The following is a 16,600-nucleotide window of genomic DNA, read 5'->3' as shown; positions in this document are numbered from 1 at the left end:
GGCGCCCGCAAGCCGTTCAAGCCGACGGCTGCGGCAAGGCTTCGCCGGCGCTTTTCAGGCCGTTCCCGCCTCGTCGAACAGCCAGTCGCGAAAGGCCTTCACCTTCGGCCGGGAAAAGTAATGCTGCGGCGCCACAACATAATAGGCGAGGCTGCCGGGCAGCCGTACCTCGAACAGCCGCACCAGCCGTCCGGCGGCGATGTCGTCGGCGACCAGCACGCCGCGGGCGAGCGCGATCCCGTGGCCGTTGATCGCCGCCTGCAGGGTGAAGGAGGAATCGTCGAACCGCAGGCCGCGTTCGGTGTCCACCCCCTCGATTCCCGCTGCCCGGCACCACACGGTCCAGGAAATATTGTAATCGTCATGTAGCAGCGTGTGGTGCCGCAGATCGTCTGGATTGACCAGCGGACGGTCGCCGGCGAGCAGAGACGGGTGGCCGACCGGAAAGATCTCCTCCGTCAAAAGCCGCTCCACCCTCAGGTCCGGCCACAGGCCGTTGCCGAAGCGGATCGCAAGGTCGACGTCGTGGCGGGCGAAATCCACCACCTGTGCCGTGCTGTGGACCCGCACGTCCATTTCAGGATGGCGTTTCTGGAAGCGCATCAGCCGCGGCACCAGCCATTTCGACGCGAAGCTGGGCATGGTGGAAATGGTCAGCGTGCCGCTGCTGTCGGCGCGGATCAGCCGGTCGGTTGCCTGTGACAGCGTGTCCATCGCCTCGCGGACCGGCGGCAGGTAGCTCTGGCCGGCCTCCGTCAGGGCGAGCGCGCGGTTCATTCGACGAAACAGCGGTAATCCGAGCCATTCCTCCAGCGCCTTGATCTGGTGGCTGACCGCTGCCTGCGTCACATGCAACTCGTCGGCGGCTTTGGTGAAGGAAAGATGACGTGCAGCGGCTTCGAAGGCGCGCAGCGCGTTCAGCGGGGGCAGGCGGCGTGACATGCGGGGGCGTACCGGAGGAGGGGAATCGGATTAGGAGAGCTAATCGATTCTATGAGAAAGCGTCGTTTGTCGGCAAGCGGCGTCTGCCCCATCCTCGGTTTCGCAAACGATCACATGAACCGGAGCGACGAGGCCGAAGCCCCGCTCCCCATCTGTCGGAGGAGACCCGATCATGGCTCACGGAACGCAGTCGTCCCTCTCCAGCGCCACGCTGTCCGCCCGTACCCCGGTCCGCTCCGGCACCGGCCTGGGGGACTGGCTGGTCTCCCTGTTCGACCGCTTCGCGACCTGGAGCGAGCGGCGCCGGCAGCGCCGGGCGCTGGAGGCTCTGCCCGACCACCTGCTGTCCGACATCGGCATTTCCCGTGCCGATGCGGAGCAGGAAGCCCACAAGCCCTTCTGGCAGGGCTGAGCGATGGCCGATGGTCGTCGGGATGGCTTCGAGGAAGACCGGGTCTGGACCGGCGGCTGTCTGTGCGGCGGCGTGCGCTATGCCCTCGACACCCGGCCGGAGCCGATCTCCTTCTGCCATTGCGCCCAGTGCAGGCGTCAGCACAGCCATGTCGGTGCCTACACCGGCTTGCCGCGTGCGGCATTGCGTCTTCTCTCGCAGGATACGCTGTCGTGGTACGCGTCCTCCGACCGGGCGCGCCGCGGCTTCTGCGTGCGGTGCGGTGCGGGCCTGTTCTGGGAGGCGCTGGACCGGGCTCCGGCAGACGGCGGACCGCGCATCACCGTGACCGCCGGCAGCCTGGACGATGCGACGGGGCTATGGGTCGAGCGCCACATCTTCGTCGACCACAAGGGCGGTTATTACGACATCGGCGACGATGGCGTCGAGCGCCGGGCCAGCACGGGAGAGGTCGTGGCATGAGTGTCGGTTCGAAGGGGCTGGGGATCGAGTCAGGATTTGGGCCGGGATCCGGACTTTCGGGCGGCTGCCTGTGCGGCGGCGTCCGCTTCCTATTGGTCGAGCGGCCGGATGGCGTCATCACCTGTCACTGTGGCCAATGCCGGCGCTTTCACGGCCATATCGGTGCCTACGTCACGGTCCCGCGCGACACTGTCGTCTTCGAGGCCGACGCGACATTGTCCTGGTATCGCTCGTCGGACATTGCGGAGCGGGGGTTCTGTGGCCGTTGCGGCTCTTCGCTGTTCTGGAAAGGCGACCGCAGTACGGAGATCGAGATCGCCGCGGGCAGCCTCGACCAGCCCACCGGCCTGACGACGCTGAAGCATGGCTATGTCGCCGACAAGGCCGATTATTACGAGATCACCGACGGGCTGGAGCAGTTTCCCGGGTCGTCGGAGCCGACGTAACGGAACACGCGCGCTGCGCGCAGGTATCCGCACTCAATCATCGGGTTTCGAAAGACGGCCGCATTCCTGCCGGGTGCGCGTTTCCGTCGCATGTGCGTTGCGGTGCGTGCGGGGGCCTTTTCATTTGACCGTGGGTGTCCGGGGTGAGAATGATTTTCAGAAGCAAACGCTCATCCAGTCCCGAGGTTTTCCGCGAATGCGCCGTTTTTCGATGCTTTCCGCCGTCTGCGCCGTCGCCCTGACCGGCCTGGCCCTGGTCGAGGCGGCTCCTGCCCGTGCCGATGACATGGTGACCATCGTCATCAAGGAGCACCGGTTCGACCCCGCCGAGGTGAAGATTCCCGCCAACAAGCGGGTGACCCTGCTGGTCGACAACCAGGACGCCACGTCGGAAGAATTCGAGAGCGGCGAGATGAAGGTCGAGAAGATCGTCGGCGGGCGCAAGCAGATCAAGGTCATGGTCGGTCCGCTGAAGCCGGGGCGCTATCCCTTCTTCGGTGAGTTCCATGAGGCAACGGCGCAGGGCGCCGTGATCGCCGAGTGATGCGGTCCTGACCGCCTGCCCATACCGGAGACGACCATGCTCGCTAGTCTGATCATCGTCTTTCGCGAGGTCCTAGAAGCGGGCCTCATCGTCGGCATCGTCCTGGCCGCCACGCAAGGCGTTGCCGGGCGGGGCCGTTGGGTCGCGCTGGGGATCGCCGCCGGCATCGTCGGCTCCTGCATCGTCGCCGCCTTCGCCGATGGCATCAGCTCGCTGTTCGCCGATACCGGGCAGGAACTGTTCAATGCCGGCGTGCTGCTGGTCGCGGTGATCATGCTGGCTTGGCACAATGCCTGGATGGCGCAGCATGGTCGCGAACTGGCCCGCGACATGAAGGCGGTCGGACGCGCAGTCAAGAGCGGCGAGAAGTCGCTGGCTGCGCTGGCGATCGTCATCGGCGTGGCGGTGCTGCGCGAAGGGTCGGAGGTCGTGCTGTTCCTGACCGGTATCCTGGCGTCGGAGGAAGGCGGTCTCGCCACAGTCGCCGCCGGCGGGCTGGGCGGCATGGCGCTGGGGGCGCTGGTGTCGGTTCTGCTCTATGCCGGGTTGGTGCAGATTCCGACGCGGCACCTGTTCGCCACCACCACCTGGCTGCTGACCCTGCTGGCTGCCGGCATGGCCTCCACCGCGGTCAACTTCCTCGCCCAGGCGGGCATCCTGATGTCCGGCGGCACCGTGCTGTGGGACACCTCCGGGTTCCTGCGCGACAACAGCCTGATCGGGCAGGCGCTGCACATCATGGTCGGTTACACCGACCGCCCGACCGAGGCGCAACTGGTCGCCTATGTCGCGGTGGTCGCGGGCATCCTGCTGTTGACCCGCTGGGCAGCGCGCAGCGCTCCGCGTATGGTCCGCGTGGCCGAGTGAGGCAATAACATCAAGGTATAGGGCCGCACTGACGGTCAAGTGTCTGGCCTTGCCCCTTGAATTCACGCCATAGTCTCTCCGCGGAAAGCGGAGTGGCGGGGGACATGGCAGAGTTGGTGACGTTGGTGGTTCTGCTGGCGGCGATGGTGGTCGCAGTGCCGGTGGCGAAGCGGTTCGGATTCGGTGCGCCGCTCGGCTATCTTGCCGCGGGGCTGATCGTCGGGCCGGCGGGGCTGGGGCTGGTGACCAATGTCGGGTCGATCGCCCATGCCTCCGAACTCGGCGTGGTGATGCTGCTGTTCCTGATCGGGCTGGAGTTGCGGCCGGCCCGGCTATGGGTCATGCGCAAATCGGTGTTGGGGCTGGGCGGGGCGCAGGTCGCGGCGACCGGCGCGATCATCGCCGCGCTCTGCGGCTGGGGACTCGGGCTGGCCTGGCCGACCGCGGTGGTCCTGGGCTTTGGATTCGCCCTGTCCTCCACCGCGATGGCGCTGCCGATGATGGCGGAGCGCGGGCTGCTCGCCAACCAGTCCGGGCGCAATGCCTTTTCCGTCCTGCTGTTCCAGGATCTCGCGATCATTCCTGCGGTGGCGCTGCTGCCCTTGCTCGGCAGCGGCGCGGTGCCGCAGGCCGACGGCGCTTGGATGGCCGTCGCCAAGGCGGCGGTCGTGGTGGTGGGGGTGCTGATCGGCGGCCGCTACCTGCTGCGCCCGATCTTCCGCGCCGTCGACCGGGCCGGCGCGCCGGAGATCTTCACCGCGACCGCCCTGCTGATCGTCATCGGCACCGCCGTGCTGATCGAGGAGGCCGGGCTGTCGATGTCGCTGGGCGCCTTCATGGCCGGCGTCCTGCTGTCGGATTCCGAATACCGGCACGAGGTCCAGGCCGATATCGAACCGTTCGAGGGCTTGCTGCTCGGCCTGTTCTTCGTCTCGGTCGGGATGGGGGCGGACATCCCGGCCCTGCTGGACCATCCTGTCCGCTTCCTCGGTCTCGCGGTCGTCCTGCTTGCGGCGAAGGCGCTGGTGATGCTGGTGCTTGCCCGCGTCGCCGGCGTGCCCTGGGCCGGGGCGGTGCGGATGGCGACGGTGCTGAGCCAGGGCGGCGAGTTCGGCTTCGTCCTGTTCGGGCTGGCCGTCGACGGCGGTTCGATGGGGCGGGAGCAGGCATCGGCGGCCATGCTGGTGGTGACCCTGTCGATGCTTGCCACCCCCTTCCTGTTCGCGGCGGTGGAGCGCTGGCTCGTCCCGCGGCTGATGTCGGCCAAGCCCAAGCGGCCCTTCGACGCGATGCCGGACGACAACCCCCAGGTCATCATCTGCGGCTTCGGCCGGGTCGGACAGGTGGTCGGCCGCGTGCTCCGCATGCGGGGCATCCCCTTCACCGCGCTGGAGCAGAGCGCCGCCCAGGTCGACTTCGTCCGCAAGTTCGGCAGCAAGGCCTATTACGGCGATCCGACCCGCGTGGAGCTCCTGCGCGCCGCCGGGGCGGAGAAGGCCAGCGTGCTGGTGGTGGCGCTTGACGACATGGAGCAGTCGCTGCGCGTGGTGGAGCTGGCGACGCGCCATTTCCCCAACCTGACCATCTTCGCCCGCGCCCGCAACCGCCGCCATGTCCACCACCTGATGGACCGCGGCGTCACCCACATCGTGCGCGAAACCTTCGATTCCAGCATCAGCCTGACCGGCGACGTGCTGCGCCGGATGGGGCTGCCGGAAGGGGAGGTCGTCCGGACGCTCGACACCTTCCGCGCCCATGACGAGCGCACCCTGATCCGGCAGCACGCGGTCCACAATGACGAAACCAAGCTGATCCAGACATCGCGCGACGCCGCGGACGAGCTTCAGGCACTGTTCGAGGCGGATCGCGAGGATGTGGTCGGCGAGGAAAAGGTCAGGGCGTGAGGCGCCTCAGCCGATCAGCAGGCTGTCGTCGCTGATCTCCGCCCCGCCGCGCTGCCTGGCGAACAGAGCCAGCAGGTGCGGCACGTCGAGGCCGGCGCGCTCGTCGCCGGCAACGTCCAGCACGACGCGGCCTTCGTGCAGCATCAGCGTGCGGTCGCCGTAGTCGAGCGCCTGCCGCATCGAGTGGGTGACCATCAGCGTGGTCAGCCGGTTGTCGCGGACGATCCGCCGGGTCAGGTCCAGCACGAAGTCGGCGGTGGCGGGGTCGAGCGCCGCGGTGTGCTCGTCGAGCAGCAGGATCTTGGAGCCGGCCAGCGTCGCCATCAGCAGGCTCACCGCCTGCCGCTGGCCGCCGGACAGCAGCCCCATGCGGTCGTGCAGGCGGTTCTCCAGCCCAAGCCCGAGGGCGGCGATGTGGTCGCGGAAGCCCTTGCGGCGGTCGCCGCCCAGCGCGAGGCCCAGGCCGCGGCGGCGACCGCGCGCGGCGGCCAGCGCCATGTTCTCCTCGATCGTCAGGGCGGCGCAACTGCCGGCCATGGGATCCTGGAAGACGCGGGCCACCAGCCCGGCGCGGCGTGGCGTGTCCCATCGGGTGACGTCGGTGCCGTCGATGGAGATGCGCCCCTGCTCCGCCAGCACGTCGCCGGCGAGCGCCCCGAGGAAGGTCGATTTGCCGGCGCCGTTGGAGCCGATGACGGTGACGAACTGCCCTTCGGGGATCGCCAGGCCGATGCCGCGCAGCGCGTGCTTCTCCAGCGGCGTGCCGCGCCCGAAGGTGACGTGGATGTCCTCGATGGCGATCATTCGGCGGCTCCCGCGCTGCGGGGGGTCCTGGACTTCGCCCTGGATTTGAGGCGCGGCAGGATCAGGGCGACGGCGACCAGCACCGCGGTCACCAGATTGAGGTCGGAGGCCTGGAGGCCGATGCTGTCGGCCGATAGCGCCACCTGTACCGCCAGGCGGTAGAGGATGGAGCCGGCGACGCAGCCGATCAGCGCCAGCGCCAGGGCGCGGGCCGGCAGCACGGTCTCGCCGACGATGACGGCTGCCAGCCCGACGACGATGGTGCCGATGCCGGTGGTGACGTCGGCGAAGCCGTTGGTCTGGGCGAACAGCGCGCCGGCCAGCCCGGTCAGCCCGTTGGACAGCGCGATGCCGGCATAGACATGGGCGTCGGTGTTCACGCCCTGGGCACGGGCCATGCGGGCGTTCACCCCGGTCGCCCGCATCGCCAGCCCGAATTCGCTGGCCAGGAAACGGGCGAGCAGGGCGACCACCGCCGCGACGACGAGCCCGACCACCAGCGGCCGGACGATGTGCTCCGGCAGCCCCAGCCCGTAGAAGGGAGTGAGCACCGTGTCCTGCATCAGCAGCGCCACGTTCGGCCGCCCCATGACCCGCAGGTTGACCGAGAACAGCGCGATCATCGTCAGGATGCTGGCGAGCAGATGCAGGATCTTGAAGCGCACGTTCAGCGTCGCCGTCACCAGCCCGGCCGCGGCGCCGGCCAGCCCGGCGGCGAGGCTGGCGAGCCACGGGTTGACGCCCGAGATCAGCAGCACGGCGCAGACGGCCGCCCCCAGCGGGAAGCTTCCGTCGACCGTCAGGTCGGGGAAGTCCAGGATGCGGAAGGACAGATAGACGCCGATGGCGACCAGCGCATAGACGAGGCCGATCTCGATGGCGCCGAAGAGGGCGATTTCGGTCATGGGGAGCTTTTGCCTTCGGAGGGGACGGGGCCCCTTACTCCCCGACCACCTTGGTCGCGCGCTTCACCACCGCATCGGGCAGGGTGATGCCCATGGCGGCGGCGGATTTGGGATTGACGAACAGGTCGGTGCCCTTGGCCAGCGCCACCGGGATGTCGCCCGGCTTCTCGCCCTTCAGGACGCGGGCGACGATGGCGCCGGTCTGCTTGCCGACCTGGAAATAATCGAAGCCGATGGAGGCGGCGGTGCCGCGCGCCACGCTGTCGGTGTCGGCGGAGAAGATCGGCAGCTTGGCCTGCCGGCCAACCGCGATGACGCTCTCCAGCGCCGAGACAACGGTGTTGTCGAGCGGGATGTAGACGGCATCGGCCTTGCCGACCAGGCTGCGCACCGCCGGCTGCGCGTCCGACGATTTCGGCACGGAGGCCTCGACCACGGTCAGGCCGGCCTTCGCCGCCTCGTCCTTCAGCGCCTTGACCAGCACCACGGAGTTCGGCTCGCCGGGGTTGTAGAGCACGCCGATGCGCCTGGCCTGCGGCAAAATCTCGCGGATCAGGGCGACATGCTCGGCCACCGGGGCCATGTCTGACAGGCCGGTGATGTTGGCGCCGGGCTTGTCCATCGACTTGACCATCTGGGCCGACACCGGATCGGTGACCGCGGTGAAGACGACCGGAATGTCGCGGGTCGCCGCAGCCACCGCCTGGGCCGAGGGGGTGGAGATCGGCACGATCACGTCGGGACGCGAGCCGGCGAACTGGCGGGCGATCTGGGCGGCGGTGGCCGGGTTGCCCTGCGCGCTCTGGTACTCGACCTTCAGGTTCTGGCCCTGCACGAAGCCGGCATCCTTCAGCGCCTCCACCACGCCGTCGCGGGTCGCGTCCAGCGCGGGGTGCTGGACGATCGCGGTGATGGCGACGGTCTTGCCCTGCGCCAGCGCCGGAACCGGCGCGGCGAACGGACCGACGAAGGCGGCGAGGGCCGCTGCGGCGCACAACAGACGGGTGAAGGACATGGCTGGCTGGTCTCCGGAACGCAAAGGTCTTCCCCTAGACTGCGCGGGCTGCGGCGTCAACTCGGCAGGAGCGGCGGCGGCGCACGGGATCGGGGTGGCGAATGGAACGTTTGAAACCGGGTGAAACATCGCAAGCGCGGCGTTCCATTGTTCCATCCGCCGCTCCCTCCCGGGCATCGGTGTCAGGAGTGCAGCGAATCCAAGGCTGTAGCACCGCGGCGGGGAAAGTCGGGGCGGATGGCCGTGGAACATCGGGCATGCGGAACCCTCCGGTATCGGGACGAGGATTGTCCTTCCTACCATGGAGGCCTTGGCCGGGTAAGCGCGGCAGGCAAATCCAGGGTTTCAAATCCAGGGTTTGGCCAGGCAATCGGGGCAGGCAATCGGGCCAGGCAATCGGGCCAGGCAATCGGGGCGGGCATGTCGGGCGCCGGTGCATGGCGGACCCGGCGGCAAGCAGGGATGCGGAGGGACCGGAAAGAGCCTATATTGTGGGCAACACTGAAGGAGTGGTCATGATCGCTGGAACCGAAGCGGCTCCGTCGAGGGTACTCGCCTCGTTCCGTGGCCTGATCGGCTGCTGTCCCAACTGCGGGCGCGGCCGGCTTCTGCGGAATTTCCTGAAGCCGGTGGACCATTGTTCGGCTTGCGGGGAGGCCTATGGCCATCTGCGCGCCGACGACGCGCCGCCCTGGATGACGATCCTGATCGTCGGCCATATCGTGATCCCGGCCCTGCTGGCGGTGGAACAGTCCTACGAGCCGCCGACCTGGGTGCATCTGACGATCTGGCCGCTGCTGACCCTGGTGCTGACGCTGATCCTGCTGCCGCGCTGCAAGGGACTGGTGCTGGGACTGCTGTGGAGCACGGGGGCGCCCGGATCGGAACGGGGGTAGCGGGAGCGGCGTTACGCCCTTCCGTCCGCCAGCTCGTCGATCCAGGCGAACTGGCGTGGCAGGCAGACGGTGCGCAGATCGTGGTTGGCGCGGATGAAGGCACGGGCCTCGGCGCCCAGCCGGTCGCGCGCCGCCCGGTCGGCCAGCAGGTCGGCCACGCTGTCGGCCAGCCCGCGATGGTCGAAGAAATCGACCAGCCGCCCGGTCCTGTCGTGCTCGACGATTTCCTGCACAGGGGCGGTATCGCTGCCGACGACGGCGGCACCCGCACTCATCGCCTCCATCAGGCTCCAGCTCAGCACGAAGGGGTAGGACAGATAGACGTGGACGGAGGAGAGCCGGAGCAGCGGGATGAAGTGGTCGTAGGGGATGTTGCCCAGGAAGAACACCCGTGACCAGTCGGCGTCCGGGATGGCGCCGCGCACCTCCTCGATGAAGATGTCCCGCCAGTTGCCGGACGGCGGCGGCACGCCGTAGGTCGTGCCGGCACCGCCGACGATCAGAACGTGGGCATTGGGACGCCTGGCCAGCAGGCGCGGCAGGGCACGCATGAAGCTGTGATACCCACGGTGGGGTTCGAGGGTCCGGTTGACGAAGGTCACCACCTCGTTCTCCCGCGTCAAGGCGAGGGTGCCGTTCAGGATGGCCTGGGCGTCGGGATTCGGAGCCACCGCGTCGGTGTCGATGCCGTCATGCACCACGGTGATGCGGTCGCGGAAGAGACGGGGAAAGCTGTCGGCCTGCCAGCGGGTGGGGGAGAAGCCGGCGTCGGCGATCTCGAAATGCATCAGGTTCGCGGCGTTCTTCAGGCGCAGGCGGCACGGGTCGGCGATGTCGGTTGCCGGGAATTCGGGATCGAAGCCGACATCGGCCCCTTCGGCACGATAATAATACTCGGAATAGAGGCCCAGCCGGGCTTGCGGCCAGACCTCCTTCACGAACAGGCTGTCGCCCCAGCCCGGATGGGCGACGATCACGTCCGGGCGATAGCCCGCCGCCCTCATCGCCAGCGCCCGGTGGAACAGGGCCTCGCCATGGATCGCGTTGATTTCGAATTCGGCGGTCCAGGGATGGATGCCGGGGGTCGGCGCGCGCGAAGGCGCGTAGGGGATCACGGTGATCCCGCACCAGCCGGCCGGCACGTCCATCGTCCGGGTCAGGGCGTGGACCGTGTGTCCGCGCTGTACCAGGGCGGGCGCCAGGAACTTGAACTGGCCGGGAAAGGCGGGGTGGATGAACAGGATCTTCATGGCGGGCGTTGCGGTCCGGCGTGCGCGTCGTCGGCAGGGCGGCCATCATGGCACGGCACCACCGGGGCGCGAAGCGATAAGCCGACTCTCTTGGCAACGCGGTATATGGCCCGACCCCTGAGCCCACCCCGATCCGAGGGCGGCGTCTCCCGTGAAATGGAAAATGGCGCCGCACTGTCGCGTGCGGCGCCATTTTCGGCATCATGACCGGTTCCGCCGCCGGGCGGGGCCGTCCCCTGGAGACGCGTGGGGTCGGCGTCGGCTCAGCGCGCGCTCGGGCTCAGGACCGGGCCATGACCGGCGGCCTGGCCGCCGCGGGGGCCGGTCAGGGTGGCGCGCAGCTTGCCGAACAGCTCGCGCAGGTACTCGGCGCGCATCCGGCGGGCGAGTTGCATGATCTCTTGGTGGCTGCGGGGGTCGCGGATGTCGTCGAAATTCGTGTTCATGGCTCTGGGAATCTCCACGTGAGGTGAGAGACGTCCACTCCCTGTGACTTTGTTTGCCTTGTAGGGCTTAAGATAGGGCAGAAAGGCTGCCCTAAGAAGCGCGGCCCGCGCAATGCCGCCCGACGTTTTCCGTATCAGCTGCCCCAATCAACGGAGGTGCGAACTATTGTCGCAGGCCACTGTCGACGGATTGCCGGCAACCATTCGCCTGTCCGATCATTTGCGGTCGCGGGCTCCATCCACGGCGACATTGCGATCCGTGACGATGCGATCCTCCGGCCGACTCTCTTCCAGCCCCTCCGTCTCCGGGGGCTGCGGCGGAACGTGCCTGTGCGGCGGCCGTGCCCCGGTTCCGAGGACGCCGGCCTCCTCGCTGCCTGGAATGCCGAATTCCCGGTCCGGCCGGCCGCCGGTGTTGCGGTCGCTGGCTGCCATGGGCGCTCTCCCGTCGTGAATGTTTCGGTGGTTGTTCCCGCTGCTTCCTCAACAGGGCGGGACGGCATCCGTCACCTTGCGGACGTCGAACCAGCCGCCGACGCCGTGGCGCAGGTCGTGCCGGCGGTCCTGCTCCGGCGCAGGCGCGATGTCCCACAGCCAGGACATGTCGGGGGCGGGCAGGGCGAGGCCCCAGGTCGAGTCGTCGGCCTCCAGCACGTCGCCGCCGCGCAGCCAGCAGCTGTCGGTGTCGGTGAACAGGGCCGCCCGTTCGGCGACGCCGGCCAGCCAGCCGAGATGGTCGCGGACCAGCCGGCGGGCGAAGGCCATCCGCTCGGCTTCCTGCATGTCGGGGATGTGGCGCTCCACCGCCTCCAGCGGCAGCAGCGGCAACTGTGACAGCAGGTTGCAGGACAGGGCGAAGCGGAAGGGCTCGCCGTCCAGCACCGGCGGGGCGAAGGCCGTCGGCAGCGGACCGCCGCGGTCGAGCGCCGTGGCCAGCGGCGCCAGCGCACCGCTGACATCCAGTTCGAGCAGGCGGACGTTCGGCAGCCGTGCCGCGCGGCGGCGCACCGGGCGGGCATGCAGCATGTCGACGAGAACCACCTGATCGAAGCGGGCGGTCAGCGATTCGAGCGGGATTTCGATCAGCAGCCCCGATCCGGCGACCAGCGCCCGCCCGCCCGGCTCGACCCGCTGGATCGCCTGCTCGACGAAGCGGCGGCAGGCCGCGACATGCGGTGCCCAGGCCAGCCGCTGGCGCCGGTGGCGGGCGCCGAGCGCCACCATCTCCGCCAGATAGCCGAAACGCCGGGCCAGCGGGGGGCAGGGCGTGGTCAGGTATTCGAAGGCTTCGCGCAGCATCGCCGGATCTCCGTCCCCTTCGGCCCTCTCGCCCCTTGACCCGCGGTGGTGGCAGGGTACCAATGGCGGCATGGTCGAGATCAAGAGGAAAACGGCCCTGGTGACAGGGGCCGGCAAGCGCATCGGGCGGGCCATCGCGCTCGATCTGGCAGGGCAGGGCTGGGGCGTGGCCGTGCATTACCGCAGGTCCCGCAGGGAGGCCGACGCCGTCGTCGCAGAGATCGGGCGGGCCGGTGGCCGGGCCATGGCCTTCGCCGCCGACCTCGACCGCGAGGCGGAGGTGAAAGCATTGGTCCCGGCGGTGACCGAAGGGCTGGGGCCGCTGACCCTGCTGGTCAACAACGCCTCCCGTTTCGAGCGCGACGAGGTCGGCGATGTCACTCGGGAATCGTGGGACGCCCATATGGAGGCGAACCTGCGCGCTCCCTTCGTGCTGTCGCAGGATTTCGCGTCACGGTTGCCGGAGGGCGAACAGGGGCTGATCGTCAACCTGATCGACCAGCGGGTCTGGAACCCGACGCCGCACTTCGTCTCCTACACCCTGTCGAAGATGGGGCTGTGGGCGCTGACCCGCACGCTGGCGCTGGCGCTGGCCCCGCGCATCCGCGTCAACGGCATCGGCCCCGGCCCGACCCTGCGCAACGACCGCCAGACCGAGGCGGAGTTTGCCGCCCAATGGGATTCGACCCCGTTGCAGCGCGGCACCACGCCGGACGAGGTCTGTGCGGCGATCCGCTTCCTGATCGCCGCCCCGGCGATGACCGGCCAGATGATCGCGCTGGACGGCGGGGAGCATCTGGGATGGGCGCAACCGGCGCATGGCTTCGTGCCGACCGAATAGCCGATTGTTACAGCAGGGCAATAAGGGCGGATGCGGCGGCACGATCCCGGCGGCGGGGCCGGGCGGGTGCGCTGCGGTGAAAATGACCGCGCGTTTTACACAGGTGCCCCACCCCGCGCAAGAGGCGCCTGCGACCCCGCGACAATTTTGTGTCTACACGGCAATAGCCGTCCTTGACTCCAAGCTGACCTAGCAAAATCAACGAGTTAGCAAAAATGCCTAAAAAATAGGCGGAGGCCTGCGATCCCTTGCGGCGCTTGGCTCCGGACGGGCTACCCCCTCCGTTATCGACAAACTTATCCACAGGATTCGTGGATAGTCTTCCGGAGGGGTGAGTCGATCCGCATGCGTCCTTGGCGTGCCCGACGGTTGACCCGCGACGGCCACTCGACGACATTCTGGTCATGTCCGAAACGCAATCCTCCGCCCCTCCGGCGTCCGTCGCCGAAATGACAGCAGACGGAACCGCCGGCGGCGCGGTGCCCGCCGGCGAGGCCGCAGTGCGCCCGAAGCGGCGGCCGGCCGACATCGGCCGCGGCGTCGAGATCATCCGCGAGCATCTGAAGACCCTGCCGCAGACGCCCGGCGTCTACCGCATGCTGGCGGGCGACGGGGCGGTGCTCTATGTCGGCAAGGCGCGCAACCTGAAGCGCCGGGTGACCAACTATACCCAGGTCGGCAAGCTGCCGGTCAGGCTCCAGCGCATGGTCGCCGAGACCGAGACGATGGAGTTCGTCAACACCCATACCGAGGTGGAGGCGCTGCTTCTCGAATCGAACCTGATCAAGAAGCTGATGCCCCGGTACAACGTGCTGTTGCGGGACGACAAGACCTTTCCGCACATCATGATCACCAGGGACCACGACTATCCGCAGCTGACCAAGCACCGGGGCGCCCGCGGGCGGGACGCCGACTATTTCGGGCCCTTCGCCTCGGCCGGTGCCGTGAACCGCACCATCACGGCTCTGCAGCGTGCGTTCCTGCTGCGCAACTGTGCCGACACCGTCTTCGCCAGCCGCACCCGGCCCTGCCTGCAATACCAGATCAAGCGCTGTACCGCGCCCTGCGTCGGCCGCGTCACCCCGGCGGAATACCAGGCCCAGGTCGGCGAGGCGCGCGCCTTCCTGTCGGGCAAGAGCCGCGACATCCAGACCGAGTTCGCCGGGAAGATGATGGCGGCCTCCGACGCCATGGATTTCGAGGCGGCGGCGCGCTACCGCGACCGGATCCGGGCGCTGACCGCGATCCAGGCCCACCAGGACATCAATGTCGAGGGGGTGGTGGAGGATGCCGACGTCATCGCCGCCTATGCCGAGGGCGGCGTGACCTGCATCCAGGTCTTCTTCTTCCGCGGCGGGCGCAACTACGGCAACCGCGCCTATTTCCCCAGCCACGACAAGGCGGCTGACACCGACGAGGTGCTGTCCGCCTTCATCGCCCAGTTCTACGAGAACAAGGCCGCCCCGCCGCTGGTGCTCGTCAGCCACGCCCTGCCGGAGCTGGACCTGCTGACCGAGGCGCTGGCGGTGCGCGCCGGCCAGAAGGTGGAGCTGGCCGAGCCCAAGCGCGGCGAGAAGCGCCGGCTGATCGAGCATGCGCTGACCAACGCGCGCGAGGCGCATGGCCGGCGGCTGGCCGAAAGCTCGTCGCAGGCGCGGCTGCTGGAGGGGGTGGCGGCGGCCTTCGGCATGGACGCGGCGCCGGAACGGGTGGAGGTCTACGACAACTCCCACATCCAGGGGGCGCACGCCATCGGCGGGATGATCGTTGCCGGGCCGGACGGCTTCATCAAGAACGCCTACCGCAAGTTCAACATCCGCAGCGAAGGCGCGGCCGGCGACGACTTCGCCATGATGCGCGAGGTGCTGACCCGCCGATTCGGCCGCGCGGTGAAGGAGGATCCGGAACGCAGCCTGGGCAGCTGGCCCGATCTGGTGCTGATCGACGGCGGGCTTGGCCAGCTGAACGTCGCGCTGGAGGTGTTCGCCGAGCTGGGGATCGACGACGTGACGCTGGTCGGCATCGCCAAGGGGCCGGACCGCGACGCCGGCCGCGAGCATTTCTTCATGGAGAACCGGCCGCCCTTCCAGATGGAGCCGCGCGACCCGGTGCTGTATTTCCTGCAGCGGCTGCGCGACGAGGCCCACCGTTTCGCCATCGGCACCCACCGGGCCAAGCGCACCAAGGCCATCGGCAAGTCGCCCATCGACGAGATCGCCGGAATCGGGCCGGCGCGCAAGAAGGCGCTGCTGCATCATTTCGGCAGCGGGGCGGCGGTGGCGCGCGCCGGGCTGGCCGATCTGGAATCGGTGGAAGGGATCAATCGCACCGTTGCGAAAAAGATATACGATCACTTCCATCCCGATGGTTAGAATGCAGGCACCGGCAATCGGGCGGGCCCCCCAGGGGCGCCGCGCAGCGACATCCTCAAGCGGTTCGAGTTTCCCGTCATGCTGACCAGTCTGCCCAACCTGCTGACCCTGTCGCGCATCGCGGTGATCCCGCTGGTCGTCGGGCTGTTCTATGTGCCGGAAGCCTGGGCCGCCTATACGGCCTGCGCGCTCTATGCCGCGGCCTGCATCACCGACTGGTTCGACGGCTATCTGGCGCGCGCCTGGGCGCAGGAAAGCGTGATCGGCAAGTTCCTCGACCCGATCGCCGACAAGCTGCTGGTGGCGGCGACGCTGATCATGCTGGCGGGCTTCCACCGGCTGACCGGCCTGTCGATCCTGCCGGCGGTGGTGATCCTGCTGCGCGAGGTGCTGGTGTCCGGCCTGCGCGAGTATCTGGCCGGCCTGCATGTCGGCGTGCCGGTGACCTGGCTGGCGAAATGGAAGACGACGATCCAGATGATCGCGCTGGGCTTTCTGATCGTCGGCGATTATGGTCCGCCGAACCTGCCGGTGACCTTCATCGGCATCGTCGGGTTGTGGATCGCCGCGGCCCTGACCTTCTACACCGGGTGGGATTACATGCGCGCCGGGTTGACCCACATGATGGCCGAACAGCCGGCGAAGCCGCCTGCCGCCCGGTCCGCCCGCAGCGCCGGCTGAGAGTTTCCGACATGAAGATATTCGGGCTGACCGGCTGGAGCGGCAGCGGCAAGACCTCGCTGCTGGTCCGTTTGATTCCGGCCCTGACCTCCCGCGGCCTGCGGGTGTCGACGGTGAAGCATGCCCACAAGGGCTTCGACATCGACCATCCCGGCAAGGACAGCCACAACCATCGTCTGGCCGGCGCCACCGAGGTGCTGGTCAGCTCGCCGCTGCGCTGGGCCCTGATGCACGAGCTGCGCGACGGCGAGCCGGAGCTGACGCTGGACCAGCTGCTGACCAGGGTCGCGCCTGTCGACCTGCTGCTGATCGAGGGGTTCAAGCGCGAGCCCCACGAGAAGATCGAGGTCTGGCGCGCCGAGGTCGGCAAATCGCTGATCGCCCCGAACGACCCGACCATCGTCGCGGTGGCCAGCGATGGGCCGGTCCCCGGCTGCCCGGTGCCGCTGTTCGACCTGAACGACGCGGAGGCCGTGGCGGCCTTCGTCGTGGAGCGCTGCGGGCTGGGCTGAGG

Annotated in this window: 19 protein-coding genes; 11 read left to right on the top strand and 8 right to left on the bottom strand. The window is 68.5% G+C overall.

What is annotated here, in order from left to right; genetic code table 11:
* Positions 1-54: 54 nt before the first annotated feature.
* Positions 55-942, bottom strand: coding sequence for a transcriptional regulator GcvA (locus ABMY26_RS21250; RefSeq protein ID WP_372396649.1), 888 nt, complete (start codon positions 940-942; stop codon positions 55-57).
* 172 nt (positions 943-1,114) lie between these two features.
* On the opposite strand from ABMY26_RS21250, the gene ABMY26_RS21245 reads away from it, so the two are divergent.
* The 6 genes from ABMY26_RS21245 to ABMY26_RS21220 all read left to right on the top strand — a co-directional run bounded on the left by ABMY26_RS21245 (position 1,115) and on the right by ABMY26_RS21220 (position 5,577).
* Positions 1,115-1,354, top strand: coding sequence for a DUF1127 domain-containing protein (locus tag ABMY26_RS21245; RefSeq protein WP_372396648.1), 240 nt, complete (start codon positions 1,115-1,117; stop codon positions 1,352-1,354).
* Between the two features lie 3 nt (positions 1,355-1,357).
* Positions 1,358-1,816, top strand: coding sequence for a GFA family protein (locus ABMY26_RS21240; RefSeq protein WP_372396647.1), 459 nt, complete (start codon positions 1,358-1,360; stop codon positions 1,814-1,816).
* Entirely contained in the window at positions 1,813-2,262 is a 450-nt protein-coding gene (locus tag ABMY26_RS21235; protein WP_372396646.1) for a GFA family protein, read from the top strand. Before ABMY26_RS21240 ends, ABMY26_RS21235 begins: the two co-directional genes overlap by 4 nt.
* Positions 2,263-2,458: 196 nt before the next feature.
* Entirely contained in the window at positions 2,459-2,806 is a 348-nt protein-coding gene (locus ABMY26_RS21230; protein WP_372396645.1) for a cupredoxin domain-containing protein, read from the top strand.
* 36 nt (positions 2,807-2,842) lie between these two features.
* Entirely contained in the window at positions 2,843-3,673 is an 831-nt protein-coding gene (locus ABMY26_RS21225) for an FTR1 family protein (RefSeq protein ID WP_372396644.1), read from the top strand.
* 104 nt (positions 3,674-3,777) lie between these two features.
* The gene (locus tag ABMY26_RS21220; RefSeq protein WP_372396643.1) at positions 3,778-5,577 is read left to right on the top strand and encodes a monovalent cation:proton antiporter-2 (CPA2) family protein; all 1,800 of its coding nucleotides are present in this window, start codon (positions 3,778-3,780) and stop codon (positions 5,575-5,577) included.
* Between the two features lie 6 nt (positions 5,578-5,583).
* On the opposite strand, the gene ABMY26_RS21215 is transcribed toward ABMY26_RS21220, so the two are convergent.
* From ABMY26_RS21215 to ABMY26_RS21205, 3 genes are read right to left on the bottom strand one after another with little or no spacing between them, the layout of a single operon-like run.
* A complete protein-coding gene (locus ABMY26_RS21215; RefSeq protein ID WP_372396642.1) occupies positions 5,584-6,381 on the bottom strand; it encodes an ABC transporter ATP-binding protein in 798 nt (265 codons plus the stop codon).
* Entirely contained in the window at positions 6,378-7,286 is a 909-nt protein-coding gene (locus ABMY26_RS21210) for an ABC transporter permease (RefSeq protein WP_372396640.1), read from the bottom strand. The genes ABMY26_RS21215 and ABMY26_RS21210 overlap by 4 nt, the downstream gene beginning before the upstream one ends.
* 34 nt (positions 7,287-7,320) lie before the next feature.
* Positions 7,321-8,301, bottom strand: a complete 981-nt coding sequence (locus ABMY26_RS21205; protein WP_372396639.1) for an ABC transporter substrate-binding protein — start codon at positions 8,299-8,301, stop codon at positions 7,321-7,323.
* A 515-nt stretch (positions 8,302-8,816) separates the two neighbouring features.
* On the opposite strand from ABMY26_RS21205, the gene ABMY26_RS21200 reads away from it, so the two are divergent.
* The gene (locus ABMY26_RS21200) at positions 8,817-9,197 is read left to right on the top strand and encodes a DUF983 domain-containing protein (protein WP_372396638.1); all 381 of its coding nucleotides are present in this window, start codon (positions 8,817-8,819) and stop codon (positions 9,195-9,197) included.
* A gap of 11 nt (positions 9,198-9,208) precedes the next feature.
* On the opposite strand, the gene ABMY26_RS21195 is transcribed toward ABMY26_RS21200, so the two are convergent.
* The 4 genes from ABMY26_RS21195 to ABMY26_RS21180 all read right to left on the bottom strand — a co-directional run bounded on the left by ABMY26_RS21195 (position 9,209) and on the right by ABMY26_RS21180 (position 12,192).
* Positions 9,209-10,447 carry a glycosyltransferase gene (locus tag ABMY26_RS21195; protein ID WP_372396637.1) on the bottom strand — a complete coding sequence of 413 codons (1,239 nt, stop codon included), beginning with the start codon at positions 10,445-10,447 and terminating at the stop codon, positions 9,209-9,211.
* A 263-nt stretch (positions 10,448-10,710) separates the two neighbouring features.
* Positions 10,711-10,893, bottom strand: a complete 183-nt coding sequence (locus ABMY26_RS21190) for an RSP_7527 family protein (protein WP_372396636.1) — start codon at positions 10,891-10,893, stop codon at positions 10,711-10,713.
* A 216-nt stretch (positions 10,894-11,109) separates the two neighbouring features.
* Entirely contained in the window at positions 11,110-11,328 is a 219-nt protein-coding gene (locus ABMY26_RS21185) for a hypothetical protein (RefSeq protein WP_372396635.1), read from the bottom strand.
* A 48-nt stretch (positions 11,329-11,376) separates the two neighbouring features.
* Positions 11,377-12,192, bottom strand: coding sequence for a hypothetical protein (locus ABMY26_RS21180; protein WP_372396634.1), 816 nt, complete (start codon positions 12,190-12,192; stop codon positions 11,377-11,379).
* Between the two features lie 70 nt (positions 12,193-12,262).
* On the opposite strand from ABMY26_RS21180, the gene ABMY26_RS21175 reads away from it, so the two are divergent.
* The 4 genes from ABMY26_RS21175 (at position 12,263) to mobB (ending at position 16,598) form a co-directional block, all read left to right on the top strand.
* Complete coding sequence (locus ABMY26_RS21175) at positions 12,263-13,033, top strand: SDR family oxidoreductase (protein ID WP_372396633.1); 771 nt, start codon at positions 12,263-12,265, stop codon at positions 13,031-13,033.
* 449 nt (positions 13,034-13,482) lie between these two features.
* The gene (gene uvrC, locus ABMY26_RS21170; RefSeq protein WP_372396632.1) at positions 13,483-15,405 is read left to right on the top strand and encodes an excinuclease ABC subunit UvrC; all 1,923 of its coding nucleotides are present in this window, start codon (positions 13,483-13,485) and stop codon (positions 15,403-15,405) included.
* Positions 15,406-15,483: 78 nt separating this feature from the next.
* Positions 15,484-16,086, top strand: a complete 603-nt coding sequence (pgsA, locus tag ABMY26_RS21165; protein ID WP_045580062.1) for a CDP-diacylglycerol--glycerol-3-phosphate 3-phosphatidyltransferase — start codon at positions 15,484-15,486, stop codon at positions 16,084-16,086.
* A gap of 11 nt (positions 16,087-16,097) precedes the next feature.
* Positions 16,098-16,598, top strand: coding sequence for a molybdopterin-guanine dinucleotide biosynthesis protein B (mobB, locus tag ABMY26_RS21160; RefSeq protein WP_372396631.1), 501 nt, complete (start codon positions 16,098-16,100; stop codon positions 16,596-16,598).
* Positions 16,599-16,600 lie beyond the last annotated feature (2 nt).

Source organism: Azospirillum sp. HJ39, assembly GCF_041507355.1.
Lineage (GTDB): Bacteria > Pseudomonadota > Alphaproteobacteria > Azospirillales > Azospirillaceae > Azospirillum > Azospirillum thiophilum.
Note: the sequence above shows the minus strand (reverse complement) of the source record. Positions and strands in the feature narration are given on the sequence as shown.